Consider the following 21,811-nt stretch of genomic DNA (forward strand, 5'->3'; position numbering starts at 1 on the left):
CGTGAACACCAGAGAGTGACCGCAACTCAGTTGATCTATCACTCGAATGGCCTAGCAAACTCAGTTGATTGATGACCCTGCGTGTCTGACTGCGCGGAGCGGGTAGGCGCACGGCGGGACTTCGCCGACCGCTCCGGCACGCCGACCGCTCGACGCGGCAGGAGAGCGCGGAGCGGACGGGGGCCGCCGGTCGGCAGGAGCCGGGAGACAGCGGAGGCGATTCGGATCTCCGCCGCCGGCGATCGCGGCCGTCGATGCCGCACGGCCTCCGGCCGAAACGGCGGCCGGTCCCGCCGGCCTGGGCTCCCGGGCGAACAGCCCGGCCGTCGCGGCCGAAGCAGCGCCCCGGCCGCCAACTCGCCTGACTGTCGTACACCTGTTGCACGTCCGTATACGGTTGGCGTAGAACACAAGCTCGCGACAGGAACCCCGAATCGCTGGCGCTCGCCGACTTTCGCCGCGGTGCCCGACGCCGCACCCCTCTGCTTCGGATCCGCCCGCATGGACGGCGCGGCGCGTCCGATCAGCCGACCTTCGACACCGCGGACACCAAGGAGCCACGATGCCCGGACATCACCTGAACGACGCCAACGACAAGGCGTTCGCCGACCTCGCCGTGATCCCCGGAGTCGAATTCGCGATCGCCTTCACCAGCGACGGCGCCCGCCACACCGCAACCGACGGAATCAGTCCCTCCGCCGCGGAAGCTTTCGTCGCCACACTGGCCGCCTGCTTTCGCACAGACCCGATGCTGGCGTCGAAGTTCGGCCCGGGCACTCCAGCAGAACGGACCGGACTGCCGTCGGCATACCGGTCGTTCCTTCGCAGCACCGGGCCAACCAGTGACGGCAACCCGGCGTGGTGCCTGCAGATCAACGCCTTCGGCAACGTCGACACAGATGCCATCGACCGTGTCATCGAAGAGTGGGCAGACCGCTTAAACGGACACCCCGACAGCGCGAGCGGTCGGACAGACGCCCCGGATTCGGACTGCGCATCAGGAAGACGGCGAGACCGGCTCTAACCGCCTCGGCTGTCGCGCAACCGGGCTTCCGGGCCATGCAGCCTGCCGGGACTGTTCGTCCTTCACGGCGAGAACCTGCCGGGTCTGATGCATCCCTTCGCAAGCGGCAACCGCATCAGCCAAGCCCTGCCGCCGCTGTCCCGACGGCGGCTGATGGTGATCACCCGCCGGCGCGAGCTGACGGCCGAGCACGCCCGGCACGGGCAGATGGTGGTTCCCTAAGCGCCGTCCACGAAGTCCCGCAGATCATCGTCGAAACGCTTGCAGTCTTCCTTGAACCCGCCTGTCCAGAAAGTCGCGCAGCTCCTCGCCGACTTCGCCTATCCGCATCTGCCGGAACCTCTCCTCGCGGCTAGAGCGAAGACCGAATCGCCGCCGCTGCTCAGCTACTACCTCCGCGTCACCGTCGGCCGAGGACAGCCCGTCCGCCGACCTCCGGCGGACGGGCCTGTCCTTATCGGCTGCCGGTCAGTCTTCGCCGCCGGACGGCTCGGACATGGCTGCAGCCAGCAGTCGCTCGCGCTCGCCTTTTTTGAGATCGAGCGCGTCCGCTGCTCGCTGCACGGACATGATTTGCGGATTCCGGTGCCGCCCTGTCTCCCAGCGGCGAATTGTGCATTCGGACAGTCCAGCTTTTACCGCCAGTTCTTTCTGCGTCAGATTCCGTTGCTCCCGATGATGACGCAGCGCGCGGCCGAATGGCGCATCCACGACACTTCCCCTGTTCGCGACTGTCCCCGACCCTCCGACCAGAACAGTAGTGCAGACAGGGCGATCCCCGCCGGGAGGAGCTTCTCCTCCGCTCGATCAAGTCGACGATTCCTTCGCTCCACCAGCAGCTTCGGCCCGCGTGCGAACATAGATGACCGGTCTTCCGGTCTGGACGCGGAATCAGATTGCCGCCAACATGGACAGTGCTCGGGCCGTCGACGCGGACGGCACCGCGAGCAAGCCGACGATCCGGCGCCGCCACGGCCATGGCCCGCGCTGGCACGGCCGTTATCCGAAATTCGGCAGTGATGCACCGCATTTCCTTCGCCCATTTTTTCAAATCCAGGGCGGAGATACCGGTTTGCGTACTTGCTCGCTGTCGAAACAACGCGATCAAAAGGGGAGAAATCATGACAAGACGACGTTTCGCTGCGTGCGCAGCAGCTGTCCTCGGCACCGCCGCCCTCGGGACTCTCGGAGCCCCCGCTCTTGCGGGCGCAGCCCCCGTAGGCCCGCACCGAGTCGAGGGCATGATGACCGTCGCCCGGTTCGATGCAACGGTCGCTGCCGCGCACGGCTACGAGATCCGCACCAACCCGGACGGCACCCAGTACTCGGTGCGCAAGGGTGCCCAGGCCGGTCTTCCGCCCGCCAACGTAGTCACCGGCGACTGCGGCAGATCGTGGGTGTGGGAGGACGGCATCGGCCACCTCCGAGTACGCCTGTCCACGGGCTTCTTCGTCCGCCTCCCGACCGTCAGCCGGTCGTGGGACGTCACGCTCGACGACAACGGAGGCGAGAGCACCCAGCCGTTCTCCTCCGGCTTCCCCAGCGATCGCTTCTGGAACGAGGACCGCACGGTCCCCGGACTGACCGCCGGCCCGGGCTACGCGGTAGTCCGGGGAGGAGGCGCGAACTTCGCGATCCTCGTCGACGGCGCGGTCTGCTATTCCGGCGGACCCTCGGCTAGCACTACCATCTTCTGAGCACCTCGGAAACGCCTGCACCAGGCCAAGATCCGCGATTGCGAGCACTGCATGCACCTTGACGACAGCGGGGCCCCGACACCGCGGGGCCCCGCCCTCGCCGACTACCTCGGCCGCTTCCCCTGTCCTCTCATGGCACCGCACGAAAGCCTCGGCCTCGGCCCGGCCGTCGGCTGGAACGTCCAAGGCGTCGACGCAGTGGTGTCCGCGCTGGAACTGCTCTACGACCGCGACGCCCGCTATCAGCTGATGGTGAAAACCGTCCGCTCCCGCGAGGGCCTCAATCCTCGCGGCCTGCCCATCGACACCATCCCCGACCTGCTGAGCAACTTCCTCGGCCGCGCCGACGTCGTCGCCAACCCCGACCGCTACCTGTTCACACAAGAAAACCTCGACCGCGAGGCACCGCCCGACCCGACCGCCCGCCGCGAGCGCTACCAGCGCATCCAGCACGCCGCCGACTACGCCGCCGCCACCACCGCGACGGTGGCCTGCGACAACGCCCTGACCACCGGGCAGCGCACCGACGCCCTCGGCGTCGCTGTGCTCGAACTGCCCTGGAAAGACGGCACAACCCTCTGGTGCGTCGGCGTGCCCGAACTGGTCGACCGCCTCGTCCTGCGCACGGCCACGCCGGAAGACCTCGCCCACTTCTGAACCACTATCCGCCAACCTCTGCTGACGGCGAGGCCGTGCTTGCGCGATCAATGCGAGTCGGCCAGCCCCGCAGGCTCGGTCGCTGCCAATGCAATCGGGTGCAACGCGGTATCGGGGCACGGTTTCCGGGGTGCCCGGCGACGATCCTTCACCGGGAGACGCCGCAAGGAGCGCCTAGGCATGGCTTCGCGCGGCATCTAGTCCCGGTCCGCAGCTACGCTCGCAAGGCGGGCTCGGCGTGTTCCCTCCCCCTCGAATACGTCGGGCCCGCGCCCGACGTATTCGGCGACCGCTCGTCAGCGACCGGCGTCTCACTGTCGTGTCCCTTTACCTCGGTTGTCGTCGAGCGGCGCTCGCGGAGGGATCACTTGTCGTTGCGGTGATGTGCCTGAAGGCTGCGAGGTTTGCGGTGAGGTGGTCGATTGATCGGGTTCCGGGGATGAGCAGCGTGGTCGGAGCGTCCGTGAGATGGGAGCGCATGGCGTGATCGATGCGCTGCTGAAGGTGTTCCGCCGGTGCTGCGAGGTGGTCGGCGGTGCCTGCGAATGGGCGGTATGGCACGTAGGCGAGGTTGTGCTTGTGGCAATGCTCGCGGAGGCGATGGTCCGCGCTGGCGGGATTGTGGGGATTTTGGACGGCGGCGACAGGGGTGATCTTCTGTGCCTGTTCGAGTTCGTCCAGGGTGACTTTGGACAGCCCGATGTGGCGGATTTTGCCGCTCTGTCTGGCGGTGACGAGGGCGCCGAGCTGGTCTGCGAGCGGAATACGCGGGTCGATCCGGTGCAGGTAGTACAGGTCGAGCGTGTCGCGGCGCAGTCGGCGCAGGCTCTGGTCGATGCAGGATCGCAGGTAGTCGGGATGGCCGTAGTGGTCCCATTCGTCCGGGCGAGTGCGGCGGATTCCGCCCTTGGTGGCGATGACGATCTCGTCGCGATACGGGTGCAGCGCCTCGGCGATGAGGGTTTCGCAGTGGCGGGGGCCGTAGCAGTCGGCCGTGTCGATATGAGTGATCCCGGCCTCGACGGCGGCCCGAAGCACAGCCTTGGCGTGGTCGGGGTCGGCAGGGGGTCCCCAGCGATCGGGATCGCCGGTGAACTGGATCGTGCCGAGGCCGTACCGGGTGACGGGCAGATCGCCCCCGATGCGGAAGGTGCTCAGATCAGCAGGTTTGCGAAGCGTCATAGGGAGTCCCACAGGGTCTGTTGATCATCGGGCTTCGGGGCCGGGGCGTCGCCCAGGGGAATTCCTCCAGCGGCAAGGAGCACAGCGAGGCTCGGCTGCGTGTCGGGTGTGTCTGTGGCTAGCGCGGCCAGGAGTTGGCCGGCGGCGACGGTGTCCCAGAGCGCACGGTGAGGCTGGCTTCCGGGTGCCGCAGCGGTGATCGTGTCGGTGAGGTCGAGCCGTTTGATCCAGTCGGAAAGGCTGTGGCCCTTCTTCAGGTCGGGACGGTGTGCCTTCGCCAAGCGGAGGGTGTCCAGAAGACCTGCGGGCCGAGCGTCGGGGACGCGTTTGCGCAGCAGACGCCAATCGACACCGACGTTGTGCCCGACGAGGACCCTGCCGGCGACCCTTTCGGCGATCTCGGGCGCGACCGAGGCGAGGGGCGGCGCGGCGGCGAGCACGCTGGAGGTGAGGCCCGGGGAGATCCAGGGCCCGCGGCGGATGGGGCGTTCGGGGTTGATCACCGTGGTGTAGGCGTTGTCGATGTCGGGAGCCCCGGAGCGGATGGGCACCAGGGCGATCTCGAGAATCGCTTCTCCGGCGGGGTCTTGCGGGCCGCTGCCTTCCAGGTCGATGGCGACGAGGTCGGCGGTGGTCCAGGGAGCGTCGGTGGTGTCGGGCACGAGGGCTCCGTTCGGTGGTCGCGCTGCGGGTCTAGTCGTCATCGAACCGTGCCTGGTGCTCCAGTTCGCGTCGAATCGCCGCGACGTGTCGCTGGTCGTCCCCGTCAGGGTCGAAGCCCACCAGGGAACGGCCGTGATTGCCGTGGAAGTGAGGCAAGCCGGTGTCCCAGATCTGGTAGCCGGTTTGATGCTGGATCGGGTAACGCTCTTGTTCGGTGAGCCCGGTGGTCCATATGTGGCCATCGTCGTACATGACCGGAGAACGGTAGCCGAGGCGATCGAATATCGTGTCCAGCTGCTCTACCGAGGGGGCCCGGTGAGCGTCACTGCACAGGTTCTGCTGGGCCAGCGGGCAGATGCCGCAGAGTTCGTTGACGCCCCAGTGCCCGTTGTAGTCCGGAACGCCGTGTACGGCGGAGACCCCGCACGAAGTCTTCCGGTACAGCGGGGTGTCGATTCCGGACGAGCGCCAGGCGTCGACTACTGCGCGGTCCAGGTCGGCAGGCAGGGTCTTGCGACGGGCTGCGTCCTCGACACCGTAGGGCAACTCGATGCCTAGGCTGGCGATGTACTCGGCGTTTTCGCGCTTGTGGTAATAGCCGGTGAACACGATCGCGTCGGCGGCGCGGCCGACATCGAGAACGTGGGCCATGGTGTCGGGCCGGTCGTTCCAGCCGGGCACGATCGGTCTCCAGTAGAGGATGACTTTGGTGCGCCGTTTCGGTGTCGCGGCGGCGGTGGCGAGCGAGCTGGTTGTGATCGAGCTTCGTGCGATCGGTTCGATGCGAGCGTCGTCGATGCCGGAATAGGTGAATAGCAGCGTGACCCGCAGGTTGGTCAACGTCTCCAGCGCGGCCATGTCGGCGTCGGTGACGCGGAACCGGGTGATCAGCAGGACCAGGTTGGTCAGGCCCCGCCGGTCGAGATCGCGCAGGGCGGCGAACAGCTCGGGTTTCACAGCGGGCAGGAACGGGTCGGTCGCTTTGTTGAAGATCTGGATCGGCGTGACATCCGGCTTGAAGCCGGGGTGGTCCACCAGCAACTGGACCGCGTCGGCGGTGGTTTCGAGCATCTGCGGGATTTTCTGTGCGAAGTTGCCCCAGAAATGCCGCACGCAGTAGGCGCAGTCGAGAGGGCATCCGATGATGTGGTTGAGCGACAGGCCGCTCTTGCGATAGCTGACGACCTGTGCCATATAGGGGTCGAGCTGCTCTTTCGTGGCAGCGGGCATCATCTGTAGTCGCGTGCCGCCGCGAGCGGTGATCGCGGCGACGCTGATCGGGGTCGCGGTCATAGGTCAGGTTCCTCCGGGGTGCGGGATACGACGAGCAGTTCGTCGGCGCGGTGGCCGCCGAACCAGATGTGGAAGTCGCGCCAGGCAGCGGTGGCGTCGTCGGAGCTGTGAACGAGGTTGTCCACGAGCCGGTTTTCGCGGCGCGCCGCGGCGAGGCTGTCGGTGCCGAAGTCGGCGCGTATGGTGCCGGGCCGGGCCTCGGTGGGGTCGAAGTCGCCGAGCAGCGCGCGGACGCGGGCGGCGGTGTCGTTGGCATTGCTGTGGCCGAGCGCGATGACGACCGGCCGACCGACGTAGCGGCGGCGCAGGCATTCGGCGACGTCCACGCCCAGCCGGTGCCGGAAGACGAACAGGTCCCAGTAGTGGGTGAAGATCTGCCAGTCCGCCACCGTCATCATTTCGGCGGCGACGATGGCGACTTCGGTGCGGATGCGCTCCAGTACCGCACCGGTCAGCCCGCGTTCCACGCAATCCGGTTTGACCAGCACGACGGTCCATTGCGACCACTCGATGTCCGAGGCAAGGGGGCGGATGTTCATGTCGGCCGTGCCTCGTGGCTGTCCGCAGCGGGGATGCGAGCCGGCCATTTCTTCTGGACAAGCCAGCGGTGAGCGGGTTGCAGGACGGCGAGGATGCCGGGGTCGACCGGGCGAGCGTCGGGTTCGTGAGCGATCTGCCGATAGATCTCCAGCAGGCCAAGGAGACCTTGCCAGTAGGCGGGCAGGCCCGTGCGTTCCAACGACTGGGCGGTGTGCCTGGCCAGATTGGCGCGCAGGCGTTGTTCGTGCGCACGGATCTCCTCGACCGCGTCCATCGTCGTCTCGGCGGGCATGCACGGCATGGGCAGCGCCGGTGCCGGGTTCGCAGCCTCCGCGACGATCGCGCGAACCTTGGGCAGCTTGGCGCTCGCGACGTGCATCGAACCGACATGGTGGGTGTAGGTGCCCAGCTTCAGTCCAAGCAGGCGCGCCGCGAGTTCCTGGATGAAAGTGAACGAGAAGACGTCCGAGACCAAGCCCTGAAAAGCGTCATTGGCGCGCAGGTAGCCCACGGCGTGCAACGCCCCGTCACGGCACAGGAATTGGAAGGCAAGCGTGCACGACACGTCCGGGTGGCGACCGTCGCCGACCTCGGCGGCGGTGAAGATCGGCAGGACTGCGCGCTTGGTGTCGGGGTCGGATCGGATGAGGTCCAAGGTCGCGTCGAACGGCGACTGGGCATCAGGCTGGCCGCCCGCGCGGAACAGCCGGGTGCCGTACGCGGCACCGGCGATGGTGAGCCCGTCCGGCGAGTATGCCGCCATCCGAGGCGCGTAGTACCGCATCATGGCCAGGTCGTCTCGTCCGCCCAGGAACCACAGTGCCTCGGCGAGGTTGAACACGACGTTCGTCTTGCGGCTCGCCAGCAACGCGACGCGCGCGGCAGGATCGGTGATCTGGAAGGAAACGTTCAACCGTTCCGGGCCGGCGTTTCCCCGGGTGTCGATGTGGTGCTGCGGATGCGTCACCAGGTCGTGCAGCACCGCTGCGTAGGCGTCGTGAAAGCTCCGGAAAACCGGAGGGCTCAGGACTGCGGGAGGCAGCGGAGGCGGGGCGGGCTGTGTCGGCATCGTGTGCTCCTGGCCTCGGTCCGGCGTCGCCCTCAGCTGGTTCATCGCATTGCCCCTTCCCGGGGACTCAGTAGCGGATCAGGGAGGTCCCGGCACGTACCGGCTGCTCGGACTGCGGCGACGGCAGCGACCTCGGCTTTCGGGATCACCATCGTGATTTCTTCGGCACGCTCCGGCACCGGTTGTTCGGCGCAGCTGCGGAACCCCGCGAGCGCTACCGTCTGGGTCTCGGCTGGGTCCGCGTAGTGCCGCGTTGCCTTCTCGGTATCCAGCCGTGCCCGGATGTCGTCCACGGTCGGCCGCCCGCGCGGAGCCGGGATGGGCCGTTGGGCTCGCCTCAGCCACAGCACGAAAAGAGCCAACAACAGAAGCAGACAGGCCACGACGATCACAGCGGGATGACCCGTTCGAATCGCTTCGCTGAAGGTGAGAACTGTGTTCATGCTTCACGCCCTTCAGCGCTCGACAGGATGTTTCTGTTGGGGGACACCACGTTCCCGCCCACGCGACGGGGACAGGAGTCCTTGCCCGTCTTGTTCTGATCGAGCGCGACGCCTTAGGCCCGTCTCGGGGTGGTGCCCGGCGTTCTCGCGCGCGGGCGCGGCTGCCCGGCCTCGTGCCGTGGCGGTCGCTACGCACGCACTTTGGCGCGCGCACCGGGCGACAACAGAAGCGAGCCCGGCGTGGGGATCACCAGTTTGGGTGCCTCCGGGCGTGCCGGGTGCGGAAGATGGAAAATAATCTTGTCGACGACCTCGACGACTGACCCATCCGAATACCAGACACAGTCTCGGCGATCAGACCTGTCGGCGTCGCCTGCGAGGCGATACCTGCATGCCGTCGCGTCGGCCTCGCCCCTCATGATGACCTCGTCCACGAAGGGCTCGTCCCACCGTCGCGTGAACAGCAGCATCTCGGGCTGCCCGGGCGAGTCCCCAACCGGAATAGCACGGAAACCGCGGGACGCCAATTCCTTGAGCGCGTTGTCACTCGTCCACATAATCTTCTCCCTTCAGCGCGGCCAGGTAGACACCGGCCGATAGATTGAGCGCCTGCCACGCGATGCGATGCAGCTTCAGCGCTGGAAGCCCGACCAGGATCGCGCTGGACAGCAGAGTCGCCGCCAAAAGAAACCGTGAATAGTCGCCGAGCAACGCGACAAGCGAAGCCGCGAAAAGCAGAACACCGAACACGAAGAGTTTTCCGAAGCTCGCAGCCCACCGGTAAGCGAACCGAAATGGCTCGCTCTCTGCGGCGAGTTCACGCCAAATATTCATCCGATCGCGATCAGGAATCGAGGCTGCCTCGCACGCGAAAGCCTCGCCGGTCATGGCAGTCTTTCGGCGGGCAGCCGCAGCGCTGGAACGTGGCGGATGCGGGGGGCCGAGGGGCCTGCTTCCCGCATCCGCCACGAATTCGGGGGGCTGAGCCGTGGTGCCGTCCGGCGTCCGTCCGGCGCGCGGCTTCTCCGACTGCCGCCCGCCCAGAAAGCGAGCACGGCCGAGGCGGACGCGGCGCAAATGCGGAACCAGGACAGCGACCACCGCGGCACCGACGACAGCAGCGATCACCGCGTGCGCGGCGACCTCGCCGGTGCTCATGAGGTGAACCCGAACACGTCGGCCGACACCCGCCGAGACGCGGCGTTGCTGCGGCGGGCTGCTTCGCGCATGCGTCGGGCGTCCGCCGAAGACCGTTCGCGGAGAACGGCACCCGCGCAAGCGGTTCGGCGAGGCACGACGTCGCGGCACCGGATGTACCTGCACTGCAGGGACATGCACGGACGGCGGGGTCACCGGAGCGCCCCGGCGGGCGCGAATCCGGCGGGGATGCGCCAGGCGGGTCGGGGTTCGACCAGTATCCGGCACATCACCCGCTGCCCGGTGAATCCGCGGCGCCCGTGCAGCCACCTGCGGTTGTTCACCGCGTACCCGGCCCCGGCCGCGAGGTCGAGGGTGATCGTGTGCCGGTCGATGGCGGCGCGCAGGTCGGACAGCCATGGCTTGGTACGCGGGGAGAACCGGACTTGCTCGTCCAGTCGCAGCCGCAGGCCGACCAGCCCGTCGGGCTGCGTCTCGAAGACGGTGCCGACGTATCCGGCTGAACCGCCGAACAACGCGCCGCGTGGTGCGCACAGGGCGAGCAGCGCCTCGGGCCGGGCGGCCGCGAGTTCGGCGTGCACGGCCCGGCCGTCGACGAGCACACACGCACCACCCTGCGGAGCGGGACTGGCGCAGGCCATCATCACCAGACCCGGCGGCCGGGGCTGGTCGGAACAGTCCGTGTGCGGGGCCAACGCTCGGGCGCTGAACCCGGCCCGGCCCGCGCGGCCCCCTCGCCGCGGTCGGTGATCACGGTGAGGCCGGTCGAGTCGCTGTCACGGTGGCGCACCACGTGTCCCAGCCGTTCGGCGAGCGCACGCAGTGCCTGGGTGTCGCGGACACCGTCGAACAGCGCGATGCCGCGGCGAGCCAGCACCGCGACGAACTCGTCGACGCCGCCTGCCGCGTCGACGTCGACGCGGCAGGCGGACAGCGGGTCGCCGGTGGGCGGAGCAAGCATCGGCCAACCTCCTGAGTCGTCGGCGGGGTGAATCAGTGCGTTCAGCAGACCCGACGCGAACGGCCGTCGTCCACTGACAGATTGTCAGCGCCGCTGGTCTGGCAAAATCTTGCTGCGCTGCTACGGTGCAATCACGCCCTGTCCGCACCCGTTCACGGTGGGAGACCCGTCCGATGGCCGAACCTGTGTACCCGGTGTCGATCAAGGGCGTGCTCGTCCGGGAGGGCCGGGTGCTGCTGGTGCGCAACGAGCGCTCGGAGTGGGAGCTGCCCGGCGGCCGGATCGAGCTGCCCGAAACTCCCGAGGACTGTGTGGCCCGAGAGATCGCGGAAGAAACCGGGTTACAGGTCGACGTCGCCGAGATCCTGGACTCGTGGGTCTACTACATCGCCGTCGCGCGCAAGAACGTGTTCATCGTGACCTACGGATGCGTCACCGGCTCCGACCAGGCCCCGGTGCTCAGCCATGAGCACAACCGGCTCGGCGAGTTTGCCGAGCACGAAGTGGCCGATTTGAGGATGCCTGACGGCTACCGGCGCTCGATCGCCGCCTGGTTCGACCGCCTCCGCACCCTCCAGCCGACTGAGTAGCGCGGGGTTGTGGACGAGCGGTGCGAACGCTGCGGAACGGCTGTGGGCCGTTACGCCCCGACTGGGGCGTGTCCGACTTGCCGCGCCAGCAGCGCGGCGCTGACCGCGCCCGAGCCCCGACTCGCACGTGCGGTGTGGATGTGGTCCGACCCGGCCGCAGCCGCCGCCTTGTCAAGCGGGGACCTCGCGACGATCCTGCGGGCCTACCGCGCCGCGAACAACCTGACCCAGGAGACGCTCGCCCCGTTGCTGGGCTACGACAAGACTTACGTGGCAAAGATCGAAACCCGCCGCAGCCCCCTCAGCGACATCGCCAGCCGCCGCCACATCGCCCGCGCGCTCGGTCTTCCCTTCCACCTGCTCGGCGTCACCGACCCCGACGACGCCGATTTTGCCGCGCTCGTCCATTTCGGCGACAGCGTGATCCGGCTCGCCGAGATCGTCCGGCAATCGGGCAAAGCGGTAGAGGCAGTCAACGAACTCTGGCCGCTCGTCGCCAGGTTGGAGGCCCGCGCCGCCGAAGGCCGCCTCGAACGCGACACCCTGCTGCTGCTCGCCTCGGCGCGACTCGCGCTAGGGGTGTCCTTGGGCACCGTGCTGCCCGAGGAACGGCTGACCGGTGCCGCGGCCTGGACGGGCAAGGCCCTACGCCTCGCACGTCACTTGGACGACACCCCGTTTTTGGCACACACGCTGCGGATGCACGGCAACGAACTTCGCAAGGCCAACCGGCTTTCCGCTGCCGTTGCGCGCCTGGAGCACGCTGTCGCGGTCTCCTCCGATCCGGCCGGACACGGCTCCGCGCTCGCACTGCTCGCCCGCGCATCCGCCGATGCCGGACTGGGCGACAAATTCGACACCGCCATCGACGGCTGCCGACGAGCACTAGATGCCGGTGCAGAGAACGGGATGCTGCTCAACCCCTTCACCATGCGCGAGATCCACGCCCGCGGCCTGCTCTCCCTCGGACGGCCCGGCGACGCGCTCCGCGTCCTGCACGCCAGCGGTGCCGGAGAACCGGCCGCCCCGCAGTGGCAAGTCATCGAGAACGTCACAACAGGCGAGGTCCTCGCCGCAACCGGCGAGCACGCAGGTTCCGCCGAAACCCTTCGCACCGCAATCGCCACCGCCGAGAAGAGGCGGCTGCCCCACCAACTGCAGCGCGCTATCCGCGCCGCCGAGCGCGGTGGGCTGACGTCCGTCGCCGACGCCGGCTTCGCTGCGCTGCGACGGATCCGTGGCATGCTGGCTCCCGTTAGCTGACCGCAGGGACGGCACCGTCTCCGCTGACCGTGGAACCTAGCCTTGTCAGTCCGAGGCCACCCCGACAAGGAACCCGGCGCTCAAGCCGGTTGCGGGGTTGGTGCGTCAGGCCGCGTGCCAGGCTGCGCTGCTGCCGGTACGCAGAGAAGCCGCACGCGCTCGTAGTTCGTCGGCGGCCGGCCGATCGCCGTGGGCCGCACGGCGCAGGAAGCTTCCGAGCGTATGCATGTCGCGGATGCGAGTTAGGACGGCGAGACCGTTCCAGTCGCGCAAGTCGTGCCCGTAGGCGTCGAAAAATGCACTGATCTCGGCAGTGCTGCGACCGAATCGACGCCCCTGGACGGTGTTGGCGAGGTCGAGTTCGCGCGGTCCAATCGCCGCTTCGTCCCAGTCCCCGAGCAGGACTGTCGTGTCGCCTGCGTCCCAGAGAGTGTTTCCTGGGTAGGCGTCGCCGTGGATTAGCCCAACACCGAGATGGAAGTCGAGGCTTCGGTAGCGGTCCAACAGCCGAGAACGTTCGTGCAGGAGCCAGTCGCGGTCCTGACGTGGCAGCGTGGAGTCGTTCTGGATCAGGCCCGCCAGCATGGACAATGGCTGCGCAACGGGTAGCTCGATCCGGGGGACGGGAAGCCGGTGCAAGCCCCGCAGCAAGGTCCCGAGGTGTGCCGCGCCTGGGGTGGGACGGCCGCGTTGGTCGTAATGGAGCCAGACCGTGACAACGCGGTCCTCTACGACAAACGGCTGGTCGATGTCGGCGGGGCGCGTACATGGAAATCCCCGGTCACACAGCCATCGGGTGAGCGTGACGGCTCGATCGGCGCGGGACGCACTGTTCGCGGGGGCCACCTTCAGGACCAGCCCGCCGTCGGCGGCAGCTGGTAGAAGAATGACGTCAGCGGCGTGTTTTCGCAGCCGCGTGGCTCCCGTCGAGTCGAGCCCGGCACGGCGGCAGGCTGACTCGACTATGGCTCGCAGGTTGTCGTCAGGCACTCGGTGATGGTAGGCCGGGAACGGCGGATGGCAGGTGGTTTGTGATCTGTCCGGCGACCGCATCGGCGTCAGGCACGCCGCGGCGCTGCAGGTCCTGTGCGCGACGGTGCAGGTCAACCAAGGCGCTGCCGAACTGTGTGATGCGTTGCTCTTCAGGCAAGGGCTGCCCGTCTGATCGGGTGAGCGCCGCTGCGACGTCTTCGATCGCACCTGCGGCGTCGCCTTGTTGCAAGCGGGCACCGGCACGGTTAAGCCGGGCCAGAGCCAAATCGCCGTAGGAGCAGTCGTGTTCGGTGCCGCGCAGATAAGTCTCAATAGCGAAACTGGAATGGCGGTCGGCCAGCTCGGGCCTATGCAGCAGCAGGTTCACGCCACCGATGTAGTACTGGAGTTTGGCAGCCGGGAACGTCATCAATCCGCCGATGTCAGCGATCGCGTCCACATCAGGAATCCCGGGTTCGCGACCAGCCTCGACGAACCGCAGCATTGCCTGGGCGGTCTCGACATCGCCAGCGCGAGCGGCGGCACGGGCCGCAATGGCCCGCAGGCGACGCCGGGTATGCGCGCCTGCCTGGTACGAGAGGCCTTTTCGGGCTTCGAGTACAGCCTGCCCCGGTTTCTGGGACCATTCCAACAATAGTGCGGTCGTGGCATGCGACGCTGCCCGCAGTGCGTCGCTGTCGACGGCGTCAGCAAGGGTGCGCGCGGCGAACACGTGTTTCAGAGCAGCCCCGGTGCGGCCCAGATTCTGGCAGGCATGCGCCAGATGCAATCCGGTGGCTGCCGATAGCCACAGCAGACGCGACTGTCCGGCAGGCGAGCGCGGCACGACGAGGGCGCGGTCCAGCTCCCGCTGCACGTCGCGAAGGCCCCGGAATACCTTCGGCAATGGCTCGTGCACATACGCCACCGACAGCCGTGATAGTTCGATCTCCAGCCTGTCGGCCAGGGAAACATCCCCTACTAAGCCCGCGGTCCGGCCCGCCAGCGCCACAGCTTCCTCCGCAGAAACGTCTGCTTCTTCGTCCAAGTCTGCCGGCGACAGCACCGCAGGCACTGGTCCGCCGCGCGCGTAGAATCGTTCCTGGACTGCGGGCTTTTGCCTCCGCAGCAAGGTCGCGAGCAACTCCTGGCTCCGAGGACCCGGATCCACCCCTCGCGTCCTGCTGGCCCATGCGTTCACCGTGGGGACCGAAACGCCCAAGTGCTCAGCGAATTCCTTCGCGCTGCAATCCATCGCGATGCGCAGCGCGGTCGCCTCAGTGCCGGTGAAGTACAAGCCGTCCATTTTTCGTCCGCCATCCCTCCGTCTCCCCCGTGCCAGCGTGCCGCACTGGGCCCCTGTCGGCAACAACCAACCGGACACAGCATCAATATCACTCGCTTTATCAGCTGCGTTATCAGTCGATACAAGCCGTTATCAGCACGGAGGTTCCGCATTGCCTGCACGGCGGCAATGCTCATGATCTCGCACGAACACATTCCGCCCAGTCATCTATTGACAGGGGGGCAATAACGCCGATACGCCCGAGGCAAACCACATGACTGACACGCTCACCGCACCGCCGGGGGTCAGCCCGGACCAGTCGAGCGCCGCGCGCGTTTACGACTATTTCCTGGGCGGCAAGGACAATTACGAGATCGACCGTCGGGTGGCCCGGGAGCTGGCCGCGGTGATGCCGGACGTGGCGGAGACCGCGCGGGTGAATCGGCATCTGCTGACCCGGGTGTGCCGGTTCCTGGCCTTCCAGGCGGGCGTCCGCCAGTACATCGACTGCGGGTCCGGCATGCCGACCTCGGAGAACGTGCACCAGATCGTGCAGCGGGCGGACCCGACGGCGAAGGTCATCTACGTCGACTACGACCCGGTGGTGGCCAGTCACGGGCGCGCAATGCTCGACGAAAACGAGTTCACCGAGTACGTCCAGGCCGATTTCTTCGACCCGCCGAGCATCCTCGAGCACCCGACGGTGCAACGGCATCTCGACTGGGGAGAGCCGATCGCGGTGCTGTTTCTACTGGCGCTGCATCACCACTGCGACGACCAGCGCGAGAAACCGGCTGCGGCGACGAAGGAGTTCATCGACCGGCTCCCGTCCGGTTCGTACGTGGCGATCTCGCATCTGCTCGACCCGCACGACGGCTCGGAGGACGAGCAGACCGTGCAGGCTCTGGTCGACGCGATCCACTGCGGCTCGATGAAGAACGTCGCCGCGCGCACGCGCAAGCAGATCCGGGAACTGTTCCACGGTCTGGAGCTGATCCCGTCCGCACGCGGCAGGGACGAGGGCATCGTGCCGGTGGCCGAGTGGTGGCCGGACGGGCCGCTGCTGGGCGAACCCACTGTCGCGCAACGGATTGTGGCGGTCGGGGTGGGAAAGAAACCCTGATCGCCGATCCGGCGTCGCCGAACTGAATTCCTTCTGCAAAAAGCTTCATTGTGCCGATCAGCGCTGCCCGGGGAGGGGAAGTGACTACCGTTGTCGCCCGCGATCGACGGGACGATACAGCCAGCGCGTCCATCGCCGCGCTGGTTCCCCGCGCCCAGCGGGAAATCAGCGCGGCGGGTCCGGGACCGGTCACGGACTGCCTGTTGACGTTGCTGCGCGGCCCGCTGGTCCGCTACTGCCTCGCACGCATCGATCCCGGCCGCGCCGAGGACATCGCGCAGGAGACCTGTGCGGCCGTGTTCGAAGCCCTGCCGCGCTACCGGCCCACGCGCGCCGACCGTCCGTTCCGGGCGTTCGTCTACGGGATCGCCGCGCACAAGGTCGCCGATTTCCACCGTGTTCACGCCAGGTCGGCCGCTCGCGAACAACTCGTCCGCGACGTTCCCGACACAGTCGCCGACGAGCGCCTGCCGGAAGAGGTCGTGCTCGCGGCGGAACGTCGCGCCGAGCTGAATCAATTGCTGTCCGGTCTCTCGCCCGCTCACCGCACGCTGCTGGTGCTGTGCGTGGCGGAGGAGCGCAGCTCGGTGGAAGCTGCCCGGATTCTCGGTTCCACGCCGCAGGCGGTGAGGGTCCGCAAGCGCCGTGCGCTCGCCGCCTTGCGCGCCCACGCCGCCCGAACCACGGCCACGCCTCCGCGCGGCCTCCCCGCCGATGGCGGGCGAGGCGGCACGGACCGTGCGGTCGTGCCGTGTCGCGACCGCGCACGCCTGGCGGTGCGGCGATGAAGTCGCTCGGCTGTCCCCGCCCCGGCGGCACCCGGCACCCGGAGACGTTGCTGTCGGCCGGGCCGTTGACCGCCGCGCTCGACCGGGCTGTGCGCGTCGGGCAGCACGAGAACGAAGCCGACCGTCTGCGCTCGGCATTGGACGAAGCCCTGTTCCCGCTGTCGGACGACGTCCCGGCCGCGTCGGCGTTCTCCGGCGATCCCGCCGTCGCCGCGGTGCTGCGCGTCGCGCTGGCCAACGCGCCGCAGCTGCGCCACCGCTATCAGGGTTACCTGGATCTGGCCGACGCCCGGCTCGACGACATCGTGCACAGCCGCCTGCAGGCCGCTCGTCGGCGCCTGCACCGGCGGATCCCGGCCGAGCGCGCGGAATTCTCGTTGCGGGAAGGGCTTGTCGGGTTCGGCGCGTGCCTGCTGCAACGCCCCGGCCCGGACCCGATGCTCGTGGAGGTGCTCGCGTACCTGGTCGAGCTGGTGCTGTCGTCCGACGGGGCGTCCCGGCCGGGCTGGTGGGTGCACCACAGCCCGCTCGACGACCTGAGCGAAGCCGCGGAATGGCCGGCCGGGCACGCCTGCTTCACCCTTCCCGACGGCAGTGCCGGGATCATGGCGCTGCTGGCCCTCGCCCGCCTCCGCGGCGTCCGCGTCCCGCACCTGGACAGCGCGCTGCGCGCCGTGGTCGCGTGGCATCGCGCGCACCAGCGCACCGACGAACGCGGCCGCCCGCACTGGCCCGAAGCCGTCACCGAGCCGCACCCGGACCCGCGACCGAGCGCGCACCGGGAAGGCAACGTCCAAGGACCCGGCTGGTGCGGCAACCTCGGCATCGCCCGCGCCGTGCAGCTGGCCGGGCTGGCGCTCGGCGACCCCGGACTGCGCCGGACCGCCGTCGCGGCAGCACACGCTGCCCTGACCCGCGACGCGCACCTGTTCGAGACAGGCGGGATCTGCCACGGCCCGCACGGCGCCGCGTTCACCGCGCTGCGCATAGCCGCTGACGAAGGCTCCCTCCCGCTCGCCGACGCCGCCGCGGAGCTGCTCTCCGCCGTCTGTCCGGACGCCCGCATCGGCGACGTGCACGGCGGGCTCCTCGACGGCTCGGTCGGGGAACGCCTCACCCGGCCGCCCGGCAACCCCCGCATCGTCCTGCCGCCCGCCGGGGCGGCCCCGTGGGACTCGCTGCTGCTGCTCGCCCCGCACCGCACCCCCCGCGCCGACCCCCGCCCTGCACTGACCCGCACCGACACCAGGAGACCGAATTGACCTGCACCGACTGCCGACTGATTCTCGTCGCCACCCTCAACGAGAAGCAGGGCGGCTGGAACGACCTGACCCGCTTCCACAACTTCTCCGGAATCAGGGCCAACCTGGCAACGCTGCCATGCCCGCCGCACGTGCTGTTCATGTCCGAGTGCACGCGCTTCGACGCCTTCCAGCACGAGGCCTTCTACAACATGCTCGCCCTGCTCGACTCCCTCCCCGCCGGAACAGACCCGGAAGGGCGGCGCGTGGACAAAGGCGTCTACGACGGCCGGCTGGCGACCGGGCCGTTCCTGGTCCACGGACCCGGGATCTTCCACTCCCGTCCGACCGTGCGGGCGCTGCGGTGGCACGGCGCCGACGACCCGGGCGTGCGGGAGGTGCCCGCCAACACCCTGGACGTGGAGATCGCCGGACGCGAACTCACGCTCAAACCGGTTCACATCAGCGGCCGGCACGGCGCGGTCGGTTTCGACAGCCAGTTCGCTCTGCTGGGGAAGCTCGCGAAGTACCCGATCCTCGCCGGCGGCGACATGAACATGTGCCCCACCCAGCACAAGAACCCGGGTTACCCGAGGGACCTGGCGGAATACTTCGACCACAACGGCACCCCGTGGCAGCGCAGCACCAAAGGGATCCCCGCCGCCGACGGCACGTGGCCGCCCTACACCGCCTCCTACGACGCCATGCTCGCCCACGGCTACCTGGACGCGGGCCTGCTCAAGGGCGACCACACGCCCACGGTCAACCCCGAGCGGGGCGGCGATTCCCGGATGCCCATCGACCGGCTGATCGTCAGCCGGCAGGCGCCCGTCCGCTTCATTCCCAGCACCTACCGCGTCCATCCGCCGAAGTCGGACTCCGACCACCTCATGGTCTCCTGCTGGGCGCGCGTCACCTGCGACCAACACGGCCATCCCGAATCCGACACCGCCGAGCTGGACTTCTCCGCGTGATCCCCGCCGGCACGGCCGCCGCGCGGCCCGGCAGGAGCGCGGCCGCTTCCCCGTTCGCCGGGACGTTCACCGGCGACCTGGCGCCGTGGTACGCCGACAACCCGGCCGGGCCGCTGGACGGCTACGTGCTCCTGCTGTTGGATCCCAACACGGCGCGCGTCGGGATCCGCCGCTACAGCGACGATCACCCCGACACCCGCGTGCCCCCGCTGCGCCACGTGTATCTGCTGGTCGACCTGCGGGGAACGTGGCTGGCGATTTATCCCCTCTGCGCCGGACGCAACGCCACGCCCCACGACGTCCGGCAGATCGATCCCCGCGAATACCGGGCGCTCGGCGACGACGCCACGGCCTGCCCGGGGTGCGCCGGGTGGCTGCGGGACAACCCGCACATCGTGGTCGTCGGCGGCGAGGACGCCGCCTGCGGCGGGCTGTTCGAGCGGAGGGTCGCCGGCGATCCGCCGACGACTCGCTTCCCGCCCGCGGCACCGGTTCCCGAACAGCGCACCGCCGCGCCAGCGGCCCGTGACCGGCTCCGCGCACCGGCCGCCCCGTCCGGCACGGACGCGCGGCGCACCGGTGCCGGGCCCGGGGCCGTCCCGGCGCGGCTGGCTCCCGCCGGGTTCGGCCCTCCCGGCCCGCTGTTCGCCTTTCCCCTGATCGCCCCTCCTCGCAGCGGAAGGGGATTTCCACCGGTCCAGCACACAGAGAATCGAGGTGCCAGTTGCGTTTTCGAAGACTAGGCGGCGTCGTCGCCGCGCTCGTGTCGGCCATGTTGCTCGCCGGCCTGGCCGCGCCCGCCGAGGCGATCGTCGGCGGAACCCGCGCGAACGACATCAAAGCCGGGGAAGGAACGATCGAATACGCCATTCCCCACAACGGCTACGACCACTGGGCGACCTGCGCCGCGCAGGCCATCGGCAGCGACGGCAACGGCGAGACCGACCTGCTGATCACCGCCGCCCAGTGCGTCACCGTCATGCCCGGCCAGACCAAGGCGAAGTCCGCTGCGGACACCGCGCGGCTCGCCGCGTTCCGGCACGCGGCCGAACGGTCCGGGACGGGCACAGGAACGGCCGCGCCCGACGCCGCCCGCAGCGCGAGGGAGCAGTTGAAGTCCACCCCGGAGAACCCGAGCGAATTCCGGTACGTCTACGGCAGCACGAACCGGTTCGCGGGCAAGTCCGTCGGGATCAAGAAATGGGTCATCCCGAAGGACTGGAACTGGGGCGTGCCCGACGCCCGGGGCCGCATCTGGGACCTCGCGCTCGTGCAACTGGCGCATCCGATCAAGGTCCGGGGCGCGGTCGTCGCGCCGCTCATGCGCTGGAAGCCCATCACCATACTGGGCTGGGGATTCACCGACCCCCGCCCGGAAACCTGGACCGGCCCGCTCGGGCCGTGGCTGAACCAGAACACCGTGCACACCACCGCCCGCTCCCAGTGCGCGGCCGGGGGCATCGGCACGAACGAAGCCTGCTTCGGCGTCGCCGCCGACGGCGGCAGCACCTGCAAGGGCGACGCCGGCGGCGGCAGCGTTCAGCTCCTGGGCTCCCGGTGGGTCCTGACCGCGATCGCATCCCGCGGCATCGAAAACCGTTGCGGCACCCCGAACATCTACACCGAGATCTGGAAATACGGCGCCTGGATCATCCGGCAGATCCGTGATCTCGCCCCGCAACTGCGGGTCCAGACCGACAAAGCAGGCACAGCGCAGACCGATTTCGCGCTCGCCGGATGAGCACCGCCGGGCCGGGGCGCGAACGCCTGCGTCTCGGCCCGGCGGCCCGCCGCCGATTCCCGTTTTCCGTCCGGCTCCCGTTCATCACGATCACTGCGAGGACTACCGATGACCGCTTTCCGCACCGGCTTGCACGCCGCCGCCCGCACGGCGGCGCGTCTCGGCCCCGAACCGCTGATGGCCGCCGCCACCTGGGGCGTGGGCGCAGCCACCCTGTTTCTGGTGTGGCGTTGGAGCGGCCCCACCTACGCCCCCTTCTCCATCCTGCTCTGGATTGCGGCCGAGGCGGGTGCCGTATGCGCGCTGCTCGGGTGCGCGGCGGCGCTGCTGGTTCCGCGGCATGCCCGTCCCGGGCTGTGGCCCGTCCGCCTCTGGGTGATCGGCTTTCCGATGATGGTCTTGACCGGGGCGCTGCTCGCCTCCGCGTGCACGAACACCGTGCACCGGATGGCCGGCGACTACCGGGGCGACCTCGACGACTTCAAAGGCGGCTGTCTCGTCTCCGGCCCCTACAGCAGCCGTGCGGCCGCGGAGGTGCACGTCGACCTCGCCACCGTCGAGGTCGTGCCTGTTACGGGAGATTCGCTGCTGTTCGTCCGGGGCGGCAACGGCTGGCTCCCGATCTCCCGCGCCGAACTCGGCGGCGAGGCAGTCTTCCCCGCCAACAGCCGCACCGTCGGCCTCCTCGCCCGTCAGGGATGCCTGTGACACCCCGCTCGGCCGCCCTCCCCGCACACGCAGACGGCGACCACGCCAACCCGATCCGGAGGCGCCACGCATGAACCCGCCCCCAGCGAAGAAAGGGCAGCGGATCGTCGGCGACGAACGCCAAGCCATGGCCGCCTGGCTCAAACACAACTACGAGAAAGGCGCGAGCATCCGCAGCCTCGTCGACGCCACCGGCCGCTCCTACGGCTTCGTGCACCAAGCGCTCACCGAATCCGGCGTCTGTCTGCGATCGCGAGGAGGCGGGCACCCGCGCCCCCGGCCCGATCGTGCCCGGGCCGACGCCGCGACCGCGGCGGACTGACACCGCACCCGGCAACCGAAGAACCCGCGATCCGTTGCCGCGCACCACCTTCTCGCTCCCACCGGCACGCCGCCGGAAACCCCGTCCCGACCGTCCCGGCGTTCCTCCGCACCACGA

General features: G+C 68.8%; 27 protein-coding genes. 14 read left to right on the plus strand and 13 right to left on the minus strand.

What is annotated here, in order from left to right; all coding sequences use genetic code 11:
- Nucleotides 1-562 precede the first annotated feature (562 nt).
- Both RPX00_RS09695 and RPX00_RS09700 read left to right on the plus strand, forming a co-directional pair.
- On the plus strand, nt 563-1,024 hold the full coding sequence (locus RPX00_RS09695) for a hypothetical protein (protein ID WP_406639174.1): 462 nt from the start codon (nt 563-565) through the stop codon (nt 1,022-1,024).
- An 87-nt stretch (nt 1,025-1,111) separates the two neighbouring features.
- Nucleotides 1,112-1,246: a hypothetical protein gene (locus RPX00_RS09700; protein WP_406639175.1), complete on the plus strand. Its 135-nt coding sequence runs from the start codon at nt 1,112-1,114 to the stop codon at nt 1,244-1,246.
- A 246-nt stretch (nt 1,247-1,492) separates the two neighbouring features.
- Here RPX00_RS09700 and RPX00_RS09705 read toward each other — a convergent pair whose 3' ends face one another.
- The gene (locus tag RPX00_RS09705) at nt 1,493-1,735 is read right to left on the minus strand and encodes a helix-turn-helix transcriptional regulator (RefSeq protein ID WP_406639177.1); all 243 of its coding nucleotides are present in this window, start codon (nt 1,733-1,735) and stop codon (nt 1,493-1,495) included.
- A gap of 410 nt (nt 1,736-2,145) precedes the next feature.
- Here RPX00_RS09705 and RPX00_RS09710 point away from each other — a divergent pair, with 410 nt between their 5' ends.
- Both RPX00_RS09710 and RPX00_RS09715 read left to right on the plus strand, forming a co-directional pair.
- The gene (locus tag RPX00_RS09710) at nt 2,146-2,721 is read left to right on the plus strand and encodes a hypothetical protein (protein WP_406639179.1); all 576 of its coding nucleotides are present in this window, start codon (nt 2,146-2,148) and stop codon (nt 2,719-2,721) included.
- A gap of 132 nt (nt 2,722-2,853) precedes the next feature.
- Entirely contained in the window at nt 2,854-3,378 is a 525-nt protein-coding gene (locus RPX00_RS09715) for a hypothetical protein (protein WP_406639181.1), read from the plus strand.
- Nucleotides 3,379-3,705: 327 nt separating this feature from the next.
- On the opposite strand, the gene RPX00_RS09720 is transcribed toward RPX00_RS09715, so the two are convergent.
- The 10 genes from RPX00_RS09720 to RPX00_RS09765 form a co-directional block, all read right to left on the minus strand.
- Complete coding sequence (locus tag RPX00_RS09720) at nt 3,706-4,560, minus strand: aldo/keto reductase (protein WP_406639183.1); 855 nt, start codon at nt 4,558-4,560, stop codon at nt 3,706-3,708.
- Nucleotides 4,557-5,222: a 3'-5' exonuclease gene (locus RPX00_RS09725; protein WP_406639184.1), complete on the minus strand. Its 666-nt coding sequence runs from the start codon at nt 5,220-5,222 to the stop codon at nt 4,557-4,559. The genes RPX00_RS09720 and RPX00_RS09725 overlap by 4 nt, the downstream gene beginning before the upstream one ends.
- A 31-nt stretch (nt 5,223-5,253) precedes the next feature.
- The gene (locus tag RPX00_RS09730; RefSeq protein ID WP_406639186.1) at nt 5,254-6,516 is read right to left on the minus strand and encodes a hypothetical protein; all 1,263 of its coding nucleotides are present in this window, start codon (nt 6,514-6,516) and stop codon (nt 5,254-5,256) included.
- The gene (locus tag RPX00_RS09735; RefSeq protein ID WP_406639187.1) at nt 6,513-7,055 is read right to left on the minus strand and encodes a nucleoside-diphosphate kinase; all 543 of its coding nucleotides are present in this window, start codon (nt 7,053-7,055) and stop codon (nt 6,513-6,515) included. Before RPX00_RS09735 ends, RPX00_RS09730 begins: the two co-directional genes overlap by 4 nt.
- Nucleotides 7,052-8,170 (minus strand): thymidylate synthase, encoded by a 1,119-nt coding sequence (locus RPX00_RS09740; protein ID WP_406639188.1) that lies wholly within the window; start codon nt 8,168-8,170, stop codon nt 7,052-7,054. The genes RPX00_RS09735 and RPX00_RS09740 overlap by 4 nt, the downstream gene beginning before the upstream one ends.
- Nucleotides 8,167-8,568, minus strand: a complete 402-nt coding sequence (locus tag RPX00_RS09745) for a hypothetical protein (protein WP_406639189.1) — start codon at nt 8,566-8,568, stop codon at nt 8,167-8,169. The genes RPX00_RS09740 and RPX00_RS09745 overlap by 4 nt, the downstream gene beginning before the upstream one ends.
- Nucleotides 8,569-8,756: 188 nt before the next feature.
- Nucleotides 8,757-9,038 (minus strand): hypothetical protein, encoded by a 282-nt coding sequence (locus RPX00_RS09750; RefSeq protein ID WP_406639191.1) that lies wholly within the window; start codon nt 9,036-9,038, stop codon nt 8,757-8,759.
- Nucleotides 9,039-9,111: 73 nt separating this feature from the next.
- A complete protein-coding gene (locus RPX00_RS09755; RefSeq protein WP_406639193.1) occupies nt 9,112-9,726 on the minus strand; it encodes a hypothetical protein in 615 nt (204 codons plus the stop codon).
- A gap of 191 nt (nt 9,727-9,917) precedes the next feature.
- A complete protein-coding gene (locus RPX00_RS09760; protein WP_406639195.1) occupies nt 9,918-10,421 on the minus strand; it encodes a TauD/TfdA family dioxygenase in 504 nt (167 codons plus the stop codon).
- The gene (locus tag RPX00_RS09765; protein ID WP_406639197.1) at nt 10,370-10,687 is read right to left on the minus strand and encodes a hypothetical protein; all 318 of its coding nucleotides are present in this window, start codon (nt 10,685-10,687) and stop codon (nt 10,370-10,372) included. The genes RPX00_RS09760 and RPX00_RS09765 overlap by 52 nt, the downstream gene beginning before the upstream one ends.
- A 173-nt stretch (nt 10,688-10,860) precedes the next feature.
- On the opposite strand from RPX00_RS09765, the gene RPX00_RS09770 reads away from it, so the two are divergent.
- On the plus strand, nt 10,861-11,277 hold the full coding sequence (locus RPX00_RS09770) for an NUDIX domain-containing protein (RefSeq protein WP_406639199.1): 417 nt from the start codon (nt 10,861-10,863) through the stop codon (nt 11,275-11,277).
- Between the two features lie 138 nt (nt 11,278-11,415).
- Nucleotides 11,416-12,540: a helix-turn-helix transcriptional regulator gene (locus RPX00_RS09775; protein ID WP_406639200.1), complete on the plus strand. Its 1,125-nt coding sequence runs from the start codon at nt 11,416-11,418 to the stop codon at nt 12,538-12,540.
- Nucleotides 12,541-12,645: 105 nt separating this feature from the next.
- Here the strand turns inward: RPX00_RS09775 and RPX00_RS09780 are convergent, their stop codons facing one another.
- Together RPX00_RS09780 and RPX00_RS09785 are read right to left on the minus strand one after the other, a co-directional pair.
- Nucleotides 12,646-13,530: a phosphotransferase gene (locus tag RPX00_RS09780; RefSeq protein ID WP_406639201.1), complete on the minus strand. Its 885-nt coding sequence runs from the start codon at nt 13,528-13,530 to the stop codon at nt 12,646-12,648.
- On the minus strand, nt 13,523-14,818 hold the full coding sequence (locus tag RPX00_RS09785; protein ID WP_406639202.1) for a helix-turn-helix domain-containing protein: 1,296 nt from the start codon (nt 14,816-14,818) through the stop codon (nt 13,523-13,525). Before RPX00_RS09785 ends, RPX00_RS09780 begins: the two co-directional genes overlap by 8 nt.
- A gap of 253 nt (nt 14,819-15,071) precedes the next feature.
- On the opposite strand from RPX00_RS09785, the gene RPX00_RS09790 reads away from it, so the two are divergent.
- The 8 genes from RPX00_RS09790 (at nt 15,072) to RPX00_RS09825 (ending at nt 21,694) form a co-directional block, all read left to right on the plus strand.
- Nucleotides 15,072-15,920 (plus strand): SAM-dependent methyltransferase, encoded by an 849-nt coding sequence (locus RPX00_RS09790; protein WP_406639203.1) that lies wholly within the window; start codon nt 15,072-15,074, stop codon nt 15,918-15,920.
- Between the two features lie 80 nt (nt 15,921-16,000).
- Nucleotides 16,001-16,708, plus strand: coding sequence for a sigma-70 family RNA polymerase sigma factor (locus tag RPX00_RS09795; protein WP_406639204.1), 708 nt, complete (start codon nt 16,001-16,003; stop codon nt 16,706-16,708).
- Nucleotides 16,672-17,970: a lanthionine synthetase LanC family protein gene (locus RPX00_RS09800; RefSeq protein ID WP_406639205.1), complete on the plus strand. Its 1,299-nt coding sequence runs from the start codon at nt 16,672-16,674 to the stop codon at nt 17,968-17,970. The genes RPX00_RS09795 and RPX00_RS09800 overlap by 37 nt, the downstream gene beginning before the upstream one ends.
- Nucleotides 17,967-18,923, plus strand: coding sequence for a hypothetical protein (locus RPX00_RS09805; protein ID WP_406639206.1), 957 nt, complete (start codon nt 17,967-17,969; stop codon nt 18,921-18,923). The genes RPX00_RS09800 and RPX00_RS09805 overlap by 4 nt, the downstream gene beginning before the upstream one ends.
- Nucleotides 18,920-19,666 (plus strand): hypothetical protein, encoded by a 747-nt coding sequence (locus RPX00_RS09810; protein WP_406639207.1) that lies wholly within the window; start codon nt 18,920-18,922, stop codon nt 19,664-19,666. The genes RPX00_RS09805 and RPX00_RS09810 overlap by 4 nt, the downstream gene beginning before the upstream one ends.
- Nucleotides 19,648-20,664 carry a S1 family peptidase gene (locus RPX00_RS09815; RefSeq protein ID WP_406639208.1) on the plus strand — a complete coding sequence of 339 codons (1,017 nt, stop codon included), beginning with the start codon at nt 19,648-19,650 and terminating at the stop codon, nt 20,662-20,664. Before RPX00_RS09810 ends, RPX00_RS09815 begins: the two co-directional genes overlap by 19 nt.
- 108 nt (nt 20,665-20,772) lie before the next feature.
- Nucleotides 20,773-21,372, plus strand: a complete 600-nt coding sequence (locus tag RPX00_RS09820; protein WP_406639209.1) for a hypothetical protein — start codon at nt 20,773-20,775, stop codon at nt 21,370-21,372.
- Nucleotides 21,373-21,442: 70 nt separating this feature from the next.
- Complete coding sequence (locus tag RPX00_RS09825; protein ID WP_406639210.1) at nt 21,443-21,694, plus strand: helix-turn-helix domain-containing protein; 252 nt, start codon at nt 21,443-21,445, stop codon at nt 21,692-21,694.
- Nucleotides 21,695-21,811: the final 117 nt, after the last annotated feature.

Source organism: Amycolatopsis sp. WGS_07 (genome assembly GCF_045278895.1).
In the GTDB taxonomy this organism is placed as follows: Bacteria; Actinomycetota; Actinomycetes; order Mycobacteriales; family Pseudonocardiaceae; genus Amycolatopsis.